The sequence below is a fragment of the Lactobacillus sp. ESL0785 genome (assembly GCF_029395455.1).
GTDB lineage: Bacteria > Bacillota > Bacilli > Lactobacillales > Lactobacillaceae > Lactobacillus.
The window spans coordinates 630,458-643,769 of sequence record NZ_CP113916.1; the positions used below are offsets into that span (position 1 = coordinate 630,458).

Annotated in this window: 13 protein-coding genes; 9 read left to right on the plus strand and 4 right to left on the minus strand. The window is 38.6% G+C overall.

Annotated features, from left to right (window positions below; translation table 11 throughout):
- Positions 1–9: 9 nt before the first annotated feature.
- On the minus strand, positions 10–864 hold the full coding sequence (locus tag OZY43_RS03125; RefSeq protein ID WP_277165873.1) for a LysR family transcriptional regulator: 855 nt from the start codon (positions 862–864) through the stop codon (positions 10–12).
- A gap of 144 nt (positions 865–1,008) precedes the next feature.
- On the opposite strand from OZY43_RS03125, the gene glpK reads away from it, so the two are divergent.
- Both glpK and OZY43_RS03135 read left to right on the plus strand, forming a co-directional pair.
- On the plus strand, positions 1,009–2,526 hold the full coding sequence (gene glpK / locus OZY43_RS03130) for a glycerol kinase GlpK (RefSeq protein ID WP_277165875.1): 1,518 nt from the start codon (positions 1,009–1,011) through the stop codon (positions 2,524–2,526).
- Positions 2,527–2,546: 20 nt separating this feature from the next.
- The gene (locus tag OZY43_RS03135; protein WP_277165877.1) at positions 2,547–4,283 is read left to right on the plus strand and encodes an FAD-dependent oxidoreductase; all 1,737 of its coding nucleotides are present in this window, start codon (positions 2,547–2,549) and stop codon (positions 4,281–4,283) included.
- Between the two features lie 116 nt (positions 4,284–4,399).
- On the opposite strand, the gene OZY43_RS03140 is transcribed toward OZY43_RS03135, so the two are convergent.
- Complete coding sequence (locus OZY43_RS03140; protein WP_277165878.1) at positions 4,400–4,921, minus strand: hypothetical protein; 522 nt, start codon at positions 4,919–4,921, stop codon at positions 4,400–4,402.
- Positions 4,922–4,932: 11 nt separating this feature from the next.
- Positions 4,933–5,808: a Cof-type HAD-IIB family hydrolase gene (locus OZY43_RS03145; RefSeq protein ID WP_277165880.1), complete on the minus strand. Its 876-nt coding sequence runs from the start codon at positions 5,806–5,808 to the stop codon at positions 4,933–4,935.
- Positions 5,809–5,998: 190 nt separating this feature from the next.
- On the opposite strand from OZY43_RS03145, the gene OZY43_RS03150 reads away from it, so the two are divergent.
- From OZY43_RS03150 to tsaE, 3 genes are read left to right on the plus strand one after another with little or no spacing between them, the layout of a single operon-like run.
- Positions 5,999–6,697, plus strand: coding sequence for a uracil-DNA glycosylase (locus tag OZY43_RS03150; RefSeq protein ID WP_277131303.1), 699 nt, complete (start codon positions 5,999–6,001; stop codon positions 6,695–6,697).
- Positions 6,698–6,706: 9 nt separating this feature from the next.
- The gene (gene pta, locus OZY43_RS03155) at positions 6,707–7,699 is read left to right on the plus strand and encodes a phosphate acetyltransferase (protein ID WP_277165882.1); all 993 of its coding nucleotides are present in this window, start codon (positions 6,707–6,709) and stop codon (positions 7,697–7,699) included.
- Positions 7,696–8,172, plus strand: coding sequence for a tRNA (adenosine(37)-N6)-threonylcarbamoyltransferase complex ATPase subunit type 1 TsaE (gene tsaE / locus OZY43_RS03160; RefSeq protein ID WP_277166338.1), 477 nt, complete (start codon positions 7,696–7,698; stop codon positions 8,170–8,172). Before pta ends, tsaE begins: the two co-directional genes overlap by 4 nt.
- Before the next feature lie 239 nt (positions 8,173–8,411).
- Here the strand turns inward: tsaE and OZY43_RS03165 are convergent, their stop codons facing one another.
- Positions 8,412–8,945, minus strand: a complete 534-nt coding sequence (locus OZY43_RS03165) for a 3'-5' exonuclease (RefSeq protein ID WP_277165884.1) — start codon at positions 8,943–8,945, stop codon at positions 8,412–8,414.
- A 98-nt stretch (positions 8,946–9,043) separates the two neighbouring features.
- Between OZY43_RS03165 and murB the strand changes: the two genes are divergently transcribed.
- From murB to glmM, 4 genes are read left to right on the plus strand one after another with little or no spacing between them, the layout of a single operon-like run.
- The gene (gene murB / locus OZY43_RS03170; RefSeq protein ID WP_277165886.1) at positions 9,044–9,943 is read left to right on the plus strand and encodes a UDP-N-acetylmuramate dehydrogenase; all 900 of its coding nucleotides are present in this window, start codon (positions 9,044–9,046) and stop codon (positions 9,941–9,943) included.
- 25 nt (positions 9,944–9,968) lie between these two features.
- Positions 9,969–10,814 carry a diadenylate cyclase CdaA gene (cdaA, locus tag OZY43_RS03175; protein ID WP_277165888.1) on the plus strand — a complete coding sequence of 282 codons (846 nt, stop codon included), beginning with the start codon at positions 9,969–9,971 and terminating at the stop codon, positions 10,812–10,814.
- The gene (locus OZY43_RS03180) at positions 10,811–11,776 is read left to right on the plus strand and encodes a CdaR family protein (RefSeq protein WP_277165890.1); all 966 of its coding nucleotides are present in this window, start codon (positions 10,811–10,813) and stop codon (positions 11,774–11,776) included. Before cdaA ends, OZY43_RS03180 begins: the two co-directional genes overlap by 4 nt.
- 30 nt (positions 11,777–11,806) lie before the next feature.
- Positions 11,807–13,159, plus strand: a complete 1,353-nt coding sequence (gene glmM, locus OZY43_RS03185; RefSeq protein ID WP_277165893.1) for a phosphoglucosamine mutase — start codon at positions 11,807–11,809, stop codon at positions 13,157–13,159.
- Positions 13,160–13,312 lie beyond the last annotated feature (153 nt).

The following is a 13,312-nucleotide window of genomic DNA, read 5'->3' on the forward strand; positions in this document are numbered from 1 at the left end:
GCTTAATGATTAATATTTTAAGCTACTAGTCAAAATTTTATCGATAGCTGGATCTTTATAAATTGCTACAACGTCGTATTGCAAGCTCGGAATATTGGGTAAGTAATAAACTTCGTTAGCATAATCTTTGGGGATTGGTAGTTCTTTAGGATAGATTGCCATACCATGATTTAACATAATATTTGCTAGTGCCGCATCAAAACTATCTAGGTAGATAACAGGATCATAGTCAATATTCATCTTTTTTAGGATAATCCTAATCTTAGTTTGAACATCATTGTTGTCCGTTGCTGACCATTTTTGCAAAAATAACGATTGGCTAGTGTTGCTGGCTGCTTGAAAACTATTGTTGACTAAAACTCCGAAATTAGCAGTACCGATACTTTTAAGATGAATATCTTTAATTTTGCTGATAGCAGTGGCAAAACCAATCAAAATATCGTAATCATTAGCATCTAGCTTGGGAATGCTGCCAGTAAAGTTTTCCGTATCTAATTGTAGCTGAATATCTGGAATTGTTTCTTTTAAGTTTTGTGCTAGATGAATAGCCCAGTGCCTAAAGCCGCGTAGATAATGAATACGCAGCGTACTATATGTGTTATTGAGTTGGCTGACTTTCTCTCTAAAGTTATAGTAATGCTTAAGCAGGGCTACGGAATAGTGATAAAAGTTAACCCCTGCAGGAGTAACTTTAAAATGTGAAGTGGAACGATCAATCAGTTTAATATTAATCTCTTTTTCTAAATTTTTGACAGCATTGCTGATAGCAGTTTGCGAAACAAAATTTCTTTTAGCAGCTGGTGTAAAGCCTTGAGTTTCAACTACATCAACGAAATATTTAATGGCTATCAAATTATATTTCATTAGTTTTCCTCGATTCATAACTTTAACTAATAAGTTATCACTATTATATGTTAGCGCTTTATACAATGCCAGAGTAGAATTTTTATTGTAACGAATAATACTTTTACTTTAAATTATTTTTAGCAGTAAAAAGGAGACGCAGAAATGGCTGAAAAATATATTTTAGCGATTGATGAAGGGACAACAAGTACGCGGGCAATTATCTTGGATCATGATGGTAAAAAAGTAATTGATTCACGTAAAGAATTTCGACAATATTTTCCCAAGCCAGGTTGGGTAGAACATGATGCCAATGAAATTTGGAATTCGGTTTTATCAACGATTGCTAATTCGTTTATTAATTCAGGTATTAAGCCAGAGCAAATTGCTGGCATCGGGATTACTAATCAGCGGGAAACGACGGTTATTTGGGATAAGAAAACTGGGCTGCCAGTCTATCATGCGATTGTGTGGCAATCGCGGCAGACGTCAGAACTGGCAGATCAGTTGATTAACGACGGTTATCGAGATTTAATTCATGAAAAAACTGGTCTGATTCCTGATGCTTACTTTTCAGCTACCAAGATTCGTTGGATTTTGGACCATGTTGCTGGTGCACAAGAACGTGCTGAAAAAGGCGAGCTGCTATTTGGTACGATTGATTCTTGGCTGGTATGGAAATTAACTGGTGGTAAGGTCCATGTTACAGATTATTCTAATGCCAGCAGAACCATGTTATTTAATATTTCTAAGCTTGATTGGGATAACGACATTCTAAAGCTGCTTAATATTCCACGAAAAATGCTTCCAGAAGTTAAATCAAATTCAGAAATTTATGGTCAGACAGCCGCTTATCACTTTTATGGTAGTCAGGTGCCAATTGCTGGTATGGCTGGTGATCAGCAGTCAGCGCTCTTTGGTCAATTAGCCTTTGAGTCAGGAATGGTTAAGAATACCTATGGTACAGGTGCCTTTACCGTGATGAATACGGGTGAAAAGCCTAAATTTTCTACTAATAATTTATTGACAACAATTGCTTATGGAATTAATGGTAAAGTCAATTATGCGTTAGAAGGTAGTGTTTACGTTGCAGGATCGGCAATTCAGTGGTTGCGTGACCAAATGCAAATTATTGACGATGCACCACAATCTGAAGAAGCAGCTCGTAATTCAACTGATCATAATGAAGTCTTTGTTGTGCCTGCTTTTACTGGCTTAGGGGCACCATATTGGGACTCTAATGTTCGGGGATCTGTCTTTGGGCTAACTCGTGGTACTTCACGAGATGATTTTATCAAAGCTACTTTGCAGTCATTAGCATATCAAAGTCGTGATGTCATCGATACAATGCGTAAGGACACTGGTATTTCAATTCCTAAGCTCAAGGTTGACGGTGGGGCTGCCAATAATGATTATTTAATGCAATTTCAGGCGGATATTTTAGGAATAGAAATTGAACGTGTCGCAAATTTGGAAACAACGGCTTTGGGTGCTGCATTCTTGGCAGGCCTAGCAATTAAATTTTGGAAAAATGTTGATGAAATTAAAAAGATCCAGAAGGTAGGAAAAACTTTTAAACCGCAAATGAGTGCGGCAGAACGTGATAACTTGTATCAAGGCTGGAAATCAGCGGTTAAAGCAGCACAAAGCTTTTCATATCATCCTTATCAAGCAGAAGATTAGAAGTTAGGAGATTGAATAAATTGCCATTTTCATTAACAACAAGAAAAGAAGAAATCGAACGTTTAAAAAATGAAAAACTAGATTTGCTAGTTATCGGAGGCGGTATTACTGGAGCTGGGGTCGCTTTACAAGCAGCCGCAGCTAAGATGAAAACTGGTCTGATTGATATGCAGGATTTTGGTGGTGGCACATCATCTCGCTCAACTAGATTGGTACATGGTGGGATTCGTTATTTAAAAACATTCGACGTTCAAGTAGTTTCGGATACAGTTAAGGAACGTGCCGTAATTCAGCATATCGCCCCTCATATGACGCAACCTGATCCTATGATTTTGCCAATTTATGATGAACCAGGGACAACTTTTACAATGTTTTCTGTTAAAGTGGCAATGGACTTGTATGATCATTTAGCAGGCATTGAAGGTGATTCGCCACTAATGAAATATGCCAACTATACAATCAATAAGGAAGAAACGCTAAAGCGTGAACCACAATTGAATCCAGTTAACTTGCAGGGAGCAGGGGTTTATCTTGACTACCAAAACAATGATTCACGTCTGGTATTAGAAAATGTTAAAAAAGCTCATGATTTAGGCTGTCTTGCTGTTAGCCGACTGAAGTGCATCGATATTTTACATGATGATCAAGGCCGCGTTAATGGTGTGCGAGTCAAGGATCAATTAACAGACGAAGAATTTGTTATTCATGCTAATGTAGTAATTAATACTTCTGGACCTTGGTCTGATACTGTAAGACAAGAGGACAAGCAAAGTTATAAGAAGCCGCGTTTGCGTCCAACTAAAGGTGTACATTTAGTCGTTGATCAATCACGTTTGAAGATATCGCAACCAACCTATTTTGGTTCAGGAACTGCTGATGGTCGGATGATTTTTGCAATTCCAAGAGAAGGAAAAACCTACTTTGGTACGACTGATACCGACTTTACTGGTGATTATGCTCATCCAACAGTTGAACAAGGTGATATTGATTATCTGCTAGATATTATTAATCGAAAATATCCGATGGCTCACTTAACAGTCGATGATATTGAAGCTAGCTGGGCAGGTATCCGGCCATTAATTGAAGCTGAAATTAGTCCAACTGAAGCTGCTGATGCCGTTAGTGGTGCTAGTGTGTCAGATAGTACGTCAGCACCATCTGCTGTTTCGCGTGGTAGTTCACTGACAGAAGCAGAAGATGGACTGATTACTTTAGCTGGTGGTAAGTTGACAGATTACCGGATTATGGCTAATGGTGCTTTGGCTAAAATTAAGCAAAAGCAGCATGATGATTTTGGCAAAGACTTTGTTCTGCAAGATTCAGCTGAAATTAAGGTTGCGGGTGGCGACTTTGATTCAGATAATGCCGAGGCAGAATTGGCAGCAATTGCCCAAAACGGTGTTCAAAGTGGAATTAGCTCAGAAGATGCTAAGGAAATAGCTAATCTTTTTGGTTCAGATGCAAATCAAATTTTTGCACATGCACAAGAAATTGAACCAGCAGCTGGTTTAACATTAGGGCAGACTGCTGCTCTTGATTATTCGCTTAATGAAGAAATGGCGTTGACGCCAGTTGATTACTTGCTGCGTCGGACGTATCATATTCTGTTTAAGAATGATACTCTAGATAAGGTTAAAGCAGGCATTATCAAGCACATGGCAGATTACTATAATTGGGATCAAGAACAAATTAGTCGGTATGAGCAAGAATTGAATGCCGAAATTTCAGAATCTAGGTTAGAAAAATTTAAGAACTAGTACCTTAAGCAGGCTATAACCAGTGGTTTATCGAATCGTTTTAAAAGCATAGTTAATCCAAAAAAGAGCCCCATAATTGTTAGCTTATCAATTATGGGGCTTTTTTGATATATGTTTTAATTTAAATTAACGTTGACCTTGCGACCAATTGGTGGGAAAGTTGGTAATTTTAACGGTGTTGTGTGCCACTGAGTAAAGAGTGTGGCACTTAGTAAAATAAAGGGAACATCTTCTGGACGTGAAATATCACAAGTTAGGATTACACCGGTTTTACCAACTTTAGTCTTGACAGTCGCTACTTTTTTGATGCCAAAGAGAAATTTGTAGCTGCCTTTTTTAATACTGCCAGTAACAATGTAATTGAGTCGTGTCAGGTAAAATAAGTTGGTCATGTGGCTGTTGAGGCGCTTAACTTTGACTAGAGAATGATTGACGACATCAATAGTAAATGAAGAAATAAGGCCGTTGCCGTCAGCATATAACCGACCGATTTCTTCATGGTTGCGCGTCTTTAGATATAGGGTATGATTAGGATTATCTAAATTCCCCTGAATAAGATACTGAATTTGTCCATTTTCGTCAGCAACAGGTATCTGTCCGTATTCGGATTTTTGACTTAATTCTAACAAGTAGCGCATCTATAATACCTCTATTCTTTAGCATTATCTTTGATAAACTTCCTTAAAATATATCCGACACCGTCTTCGTTATTAGTTTTAGTTTCAACTTGCGCAAGTTCTTTAATTCTGGGAACAGCGTTTCCCATCGCCACGCCGACGCCAGCATCACGAATCATACTTTCGTCATTTAAATTATCGCCGATTGCGGCAACTTCGTCACGTTTAAAGCCTTTTTTCTTGGCATAATCGAGCAAGGCAGTTCCTTTTTGTGCGTGAATGTTGTTGATTTCAATATTAGTTGCAGCACTAGAAGTAATTGCAAGATCGCCGATAAGTGCTAGTTCTTGCTTAACTTGAGTTAATAAGTCGCCCCCCTGACTATCGAATCCAATTATCTTCATGACTTCAATATTAGGATCGCGTAAAAGCTGGTCAAAGTTTTTAACTAGGGTCATGCTTAACATTGCATTACTACCGCCAGAAATTGCAACTGCCTTTTTGAAAGTTAATCCAGGATTAAGAGTGATTAATGAGTGGGCCAAGTTGAAGACGCGTTTGCTAATGTCTTCGGAATAAATGTGGTCAGCAGTCACGATTTCAAAATAAATATCATGTTTACGCAGAATGTCGGCAGCAGCAATTACTTTTTGCTTGGGTAAAGAGTGCTTAACTTGCAAAGTGTCATGTTCATCATAAACCAAGGCACCATTAATGTTGATAAAACCGGGTTGTAGTCCGTAATTGCGAATGACTGTGTGTGACTGCTTAGGTGAGCGACCGGTTGCAATTAGGAATTCAATACCATTGTCTTGGGCAGCACGAATGGCGGCAACATTTTCGTCAGAAATGGTTACTTTGCTATTAAATAGGGTGCCATCGAGGTCACAAGCTACTAATTTAATCAAGGTAAAATTTAATCCTCCCTTAATCTAGTTAACTAATTATTTCTTTAAATTAATATTAACATATCATAAAAATATTAACCTTACTTTTTAAGTAGAATGATATTAAGATTATTGCTAATTTAGCAAATTTTGTTGCCATTAGCGCATAGTTTCATGATAACATTGAAGTTAATGGAAGAGAGGCTACATGATAATGAAACGGTTTATTGGTAATGATTGGGATGAGGTTTTAGCACCAGTATTTGCAAGTGATGGTTATCACCAACTGCATGACTTTTTAAAGAAGGAATACGCAACTAAACAAATCTTTCCGGATATGTATCATATTTTTACAGCTTTTAAGTTAACCTCCTATAAGCAGACCAAGGTGGTTATTTTGGGACAAGACCCATATCATAATCCCGGTCAGGCAACAGGGATGAGTTTTGCAGTGATGCCGGGAATTAATTTGCCGCCATCACTACAAAATATTTATCGTGAATTGTATGACGATGTGGGCTGTCAACCAGTTAATCATGGCTACTTGAAAAAGTGGGCAGATCAAGGTGTATTATTGCTAAATGCTGTTTTGACAGTTCCTTATGGTCATGCTAATGGTCATCAAGGCAAAGGCTGGGAACAAGTAACAGATGCGGCAATTAAGGCACTAAGTGATCGCGGTCAGGTTGTTTTTATTCTGTGGGGTAGATTTGCGCAAAACAAAATCCCATTAATTGACCAAGAGAAGAATTTTGTGATTAAATCAGCTCATCCAAGTCCGTTTTCAGCTGATCGTGGCTTTTTTGGGTCACGACCATTTTCACGGTGTAATACCGCATTGAAAAAGTTTGGTGAAACGCCGATAGATTGGCAATTGCCGCAGACAGTTGCCCAAGCAGATTTAGCATAGGTGAAGATAATGAGTGTTTTTGAATTATTAAAAAATAAGATCCAAGCTAGTCATAAGAATTATCATATTGTCTTTCCTGAGGGCATCGATAAGCGTGTGATTGTAGCAGCTAGTCGGTTAGCACAAGAAAAAATAATTGAACCGATTTTGTTGGGTAATCCGCAAGAGATTAATCAAAGAGCGCAAGCTGACGAAATCGACCTTAGTGCAGTAACTGTAATTGATATTGCAGCTTATACACACTTAGATGAGATGATAACGGCATTTACTGCTGCTCGTGGCAAAACTTTTACGCCACAAGAAATTGCTCACCAGCTGCAAGACCCCAATTATTTTGGCACAATGTTTGTGAAAATGGGTAAGGCTGACGGGATGGTATCAGGTGCGGCGCATTCAACAGCTGATACTGTGCGTCCAGCTTTACAATTAATTCATGCAGCTGACGGAATGCACCGTGTTTCCGGAAGTTTTATTATGGAGCGTGGCACTGAAAAGTACGTTTTTGCTGATTGCGCAATTAACATTGAACCTGACAGCAGTACTTTGGCTGAAATTGCTTACCAATCTGTGCAAACAGCGCGGTTAATTGATATTGATCCTAAAGTAGCATTTTTGAGCTTCTCAACCAAGGGATCTGCTAAGGGTGACATGATTGATAAGGTGCAAGCTGCTAATGATTTGTTCCATCAACAACATCCTGAGGTTGTCGCTGATGGCGAATTGCAATTTGATGCAGCTTATATTCCAGAAGTTGCGGCAACTAAGGCGCCAGACTCTGCACTTAAGGGTCAAGCTAATATTTTTGTCTTTCCAGAATTACAATCAGGGAATTTAGCTTACAAAATTACCCAGCGGCTAGGTAAATTTACGGCAATTGGCCCAATTTTGCAGGGGCTTGCCGCACCGGTTAATGACTTATCGCGTGGCGCCAGCGGTCAAGATATTTATAATATGGCAATTTTGACAGCTGCCCAGGCACTTTTGAGGGATGAGCAAAAATAATGAAATTAGAAGTTAATTCCGCTGCTGAAATGCAGCAAATTGGAGCAGCAATTGCGCAAACGGCGCAGCCGCATGATCTGTTGCTGTTAAATGGTGACTTAGGAGCAGGTAAAACGACGTTAACACAAGGCATTGGCCGTGCATTAGGTGTTAAACGGCCGGTAAAGAGTCCAACTTTTACCATTGTGCGTGAGTATCGTGAAGCAAAATTGCCCCTATTTCATATGGATTTTTATCGTTTAGAAAATGATGACTTATCTTCGATTGATTTGAATAGTTACTTGGCTGAACCCGGTCTAGTTGTGATTGAATGGCCGCAAGTGATTGAAAAAGATTTGCCGCATGAATACTTACAGTTGGTTATTAGTCGCGTTGATGATAGTTGGCATTCGACTAAACGTGTAATTGAATTTAAACCACAAGGTGAGCGCAATGAAATGTGGGTTAATGAATTATTAGTAAAAATTAAATAATATACAAAAAGCAGAGCTGTAAGCAATCAGTTCTGCTTTTAAGTTGTTTTAATATCTATTACTAAACAAATTCATATTGCGGGTATAATTGTTTTAGTGGTTTATAATATGACACTATCATACGTCTTAATTATAGATAATTAGTTAAATATTTATCAACCAATTTTAGATCAGTATAAAATTTTACTCTTACCAGCTAAATCGAACAAAACCCTGTTTTAGCAAATTAACGGGTTATTTTAGATTTGATAAACCAAATTCTTAATTGCATCATCACCAAATTCTTTATTTTGAGCGATTAAAATCCCGGCACAAGCTTCGCTGTCACTGAGGGCATTATGGTGGTGCCATAGTTCCACCTTAAGTGCATCTGCGACAGTATCTAACTTATGATTAGGCAAATTAGGTTCTAATAATTTGCTGGTCTTTAAAGTATCGATAACAAAATAGTGCGGTTCTTGAATATCATAGCGCGCTAAACTTTGTCGCATTACATTAGTATCAAAGCGCGCATTGTGTGCAGCAACCAGCATCCCAGGTTGAAATAAATCTTTAATTTGCGGCCAAACTTCAGCCATTGTTGGGGCATCTTGCACGTCTTCTGCTGTGATATCATGTACCTGAATATTGCGGGCATCAAAGGGCATTTGCGGATTGATAACTGTATAAAAGCGGTCGACAATTTTATTATCTCGCACCATTACAAGTGCTAGTGAACAGGCACTTTCTGGGTGATGATTTGCGGTTTCAAAATCCATTGCAATAAAGTTCATTTTTTCTCCTTTAAAACTTAATTTTAGTATAACATAGGGTGTAGCTGACGGATGAATGCGGTAAAATATAACAAGATATATTAGAGGGGATTTTGGCTTTGAAATTACTTGATTTGAAAAAGAAGGGAATTGTTATTAAAGAGCAAGTTCCACTTAGTAAATATACATTTACAAAAACTGGTGGTCCTGCTGAATATCTAGCTTTTCCAAAAAATGAGCAAGAATTAGTTCAATTAGTTACAGCTGCTAAGCAAGAGCATCTTCCGTTAACGGTAATTGGTAATGCGTCTAACTTAATAATTCGTGATGGCGGTATAGCTGGATTAGTGCTTATTTTAACAGAGATGAAAGAAATTACGATTACTGGGCATACTGTTACTGCTCAAGCAGGAGCACGAATTATTGATACTGCTTTTACTGCAGCTGAAGCTGGACTTAGCGGGATGGAATTTGCAGCAGGAATTCCGGGAAGTGTTGGTGGTGCCATCTTTATGAATGCTGGTGCTTATGGCGGTGAAACGTGTGAAGTAGTGCAGACTGTCCGGGTATTAACACCTGCAGGTGAATTTAAGACATATACTAACACGGAGATGCAGTTTTCTTATCGTCATTCGGTTGTTCAAGATAATGAAGATGTAGTTGTTGCTGCAACTTTTGCACTGCAACCAGCAGCTAAGGCACCGATTTTAGCTAACATGCATTATCTTAATGCTTTGCGCCGTTACAAACAGCCGCTGGAATATCCATCATGTGGTAGTGTCTTTAAGCGGCCAGTTGGTCATTATGTTGGGCCAATGATTATTCAGTCTGGTCTTCAAGGAAGGCAAATTGGTGGAGCGCAGGATTCACTTAAGCATGCGGGCTTTATCGTCAATAAGGGCGGAGCAACAGCTACTGATTACCTTGATTTAATTCATTTAATTCAAAAAGTGATTAAGCAGAAGTTTGCTCTTGATTTGCAAACAGAAGTTAGAATTATTGGTCGACCGACTGATTAAAATATTTGCTCAGAAAGGAGTAGCTATGCATCTTAATTTTACAAATGTCTTTACTTGGAGTAACTTTTCGTTGGTGCTTGATGTATTGATCATTTGGTTTCTTGTCTATCACTTAATCATTTTGATTAGGGGCACTAAGGCAGTGCAGCTGGCTAAGGGAATTGTCCTGATTTTTATTGTCCGGATTATCGCTGGGATCCTGCAGCTACATACAACAACTTGGCTAATTGATCAGATTGTTTCTTGGTCAGTTGTGGGAATTATCGTGATTTTTCAACCAGAAATTCGACGTGGACTTGAACATTTGGGCCGAATGCCGATTTTTGGTGGGCGTGAGGAAAGTGCTCGTGATGAATCAATCAGATTTATTAAAGAACTAGATAAGGCAATCCAATATATGTCTAAAAGGCGAATTGGTGCCTTAATTACAATTCAACAAGAAACAGGTCTTGAAGATTATATTGAAACAGGTATTAAGCTTAATGCCCATGTTACCGGTGAATTGTTAATTAACATTTTTATTCCGAATACACCACTTCATGATGGTGCAGTAATTATTAATCAAGATCACCAAATTGCGGTTGCTGCTGCTTATCTGCCATTGTCCGACAGCAGCATGATTCCTAAGCGTTTAGGAACTAGGCACCGAGCAGCAGTCGGGATTTCTGAAGTTACTGATGCCATCACGATTGTTGTTTCCGAAGAAACCGGTGGAGTTACAATTACGCGTAATGGCCGCTTTTTACTTGATCTTAGCCGGGATGAATATTTAAAGTATTTGAAGGCTGAGTTAGTACCGAAAAAGGAAAAGAGTACTAAGTGGTACCAAAAAATATTAAGTAAAATTTGGAAGTGGGGTGCTGATCGATGAAAGATTTTTGGCGTAAGTCATGGTTTATTCGCCTTGTTTCGCTGCTGATTGCAGTATTGTTAGTAATTTATATTAATTATACTCAAGAGGGCTTTATGACTCAGGGTCAGGCTGATAAAACCAAACAAACGGCTACGCAAACTCAGACAGTTAAAGTACCGCTGCAAGTTTCAGTGGATACTGACAATTATTATGTTGTGGGTTATCCTGCTAAAGTTAGTGTTACGCTTGAAGGCTCAAATGCCTTGGTAACGTCGACAATTAATACACAAAATTTTCGAGCATATATTGATTTAACTAATAAGAGTATTGGTGAGCACCAGGTTCAAGTACACGTTAGTGGATTAAGTAATCAATTGGCATGTACAATTAGTCCTAAAACTGTCCATGTAAATATTCAGCATCGAAAATCAACGACAATGCCTGTTCAAATAGAGTATAATAAAAATGCTGTAGCTCATGGCTATAAACTAGGTAAAACGAATGTTGATCCACAGCAGGTTGAAGTGACAGGTGCGCGGGGAGAAATTGATCAGATTGATCAAATTGCGGCCAAAGTTGTCTTACCTAATGGTATTGATCATAATTTTGAACGGCAGGTAAACTTAATTGCCGAAGATCGTAAGGGTCGTCAGTTGAATGTGATTATTGAACCGGCTACGGCTAAGGTAACAATTCCAATTTCGGTAGCGAAAAAAACAGTCAAAATTGCGTTGGCACCTAAACACGAAAAATCGAGTAAAGTTTATTCGCTAACTGCTAAAAGTAATTACGTTACACTATACGGCAGTCAGGCTGCTTTAAATAAGGTTAAAAGTCTTAAAGTACCGGTTGATTTAAGTGATGTCAATTCTTCAACGACCAAAATAGTCAAGTTGCAATTGCCGGGCGGCGTAATTAAAGCAAATTTGGCACAAGTTACGGTTCAAATTAAAGTAGCAAATTCAAATAATTCAAAATAAACAAATTAGAGAAAGAAAGGTTGTTTTTTAATGTTAAAATATTTTGGCACTGATGGTGTACGTGGGGTAGCAAATCAAGATTTATCCCCGGAAATGGCATTTAAATTAGGCCGTGACGGTGGGTATGTTTTAACGAAAAATAAGGCAAAAGATGAACAAGCCAAGGTCTTAGTTTCTCGTGATACGCGGATGTCAGGACAAATGCTTGAATATGCCTTAATTTCAGGATTATTGTCAGTTGGAATTGAAGTCTTAGAAGTTGGCGTAATTACTACTCCGGGCTTATCTTATCTAGTTCGGGCTCAAGGAGCTGATGCTGGTGTCCAGATTTCTGCATCACACAATCCAGTTCAAGATAATGGGATAAAATTCTTTGGTAGTGATGGTTTGAAGCTGTCCGATGAAATGGAAGGCGAAATTGAAAAATTAATTGATGCTAAAGAAGATCAATTGCCGCGTCCTTCTGCTGCAGGCTTAGGGACAGTAACTGACTTTCATGAGGGCAGCTCGAAATATTTGCAATTTATTGAAAATACGATTCCTGAAGATCTTGATGGCATTAAAGTGGTCATTGATGGTGCTAATGGGGCTGCCAGCAGCTTGATTTCACGGCTTTTTGCAGATTGTGGAGTTGATTTTACAACGATTGCGACACATCCTAATGGTATGAACATTAATGATCATGTTGGGGCAACGCATACTGAGAAGCTGCAGGAAGAAGTCGTTAAACAGGGCGCACAGTTGGGTTTGGCTTTTGATGGTGATGCCGATCGCTGTATTGCAGTTGACGAACAAGGCCATGAAGTTGATGGCGACCATATTATGTACGTCTTGGGTACTTACATGGCTGATGGTGGTCGCTTAAAGAATGATACAATTGTGACAACAGTTATGAGTAATCTTGGCTTTACTAAGGCATTGGCAAGAAAGGGCATTAAAAATGTCCGTACTCAAGTCGGTGACCGTTATGTGTCTGAAGAAATGCGGGCTAATGGTTATAATCTCGGCGGTGAACAATCAGGTCACGTAATTATGAGTGATTATCACAATACTGGTGATGGGATGCTGACAGGTTTGCATTTGATGTTGGTAATGAAGAAGACAGGCAAGTCCCTGACAGAATTATTAGCCGACTTTAAGGAATACCCACAATGCTTGGTTAATGTTCCGGTTAAAGATAAGAAGAGTTGGCGTGAGCACCAACCGCTTCTTGATATTATTAAGGAAGTTGAGGCTGATATGGGTGATGACGGCCGTGTTTTAGTACGGCCATCTGGTACTCAATCACTGTTGCGGGTAATGGCTGAAGGACCTACGCAAGAAGCAACTGATGCCTATGTTAAACGGATTACTGATGTCGTTGAAAAAGAAATGGGTATTTAAAAGTTAAATTTGTATTTAATAAAGAAGCAGGAAAAATATTTTTTCCTGCTTCTTTTTGTCGCACTAGGTTTTTCCTATATAGTCTATACCAATTGTAGAATATATGACTTGACCAATTTCACAAAAAAGTCTAATATTCCTTGCGTAACATGT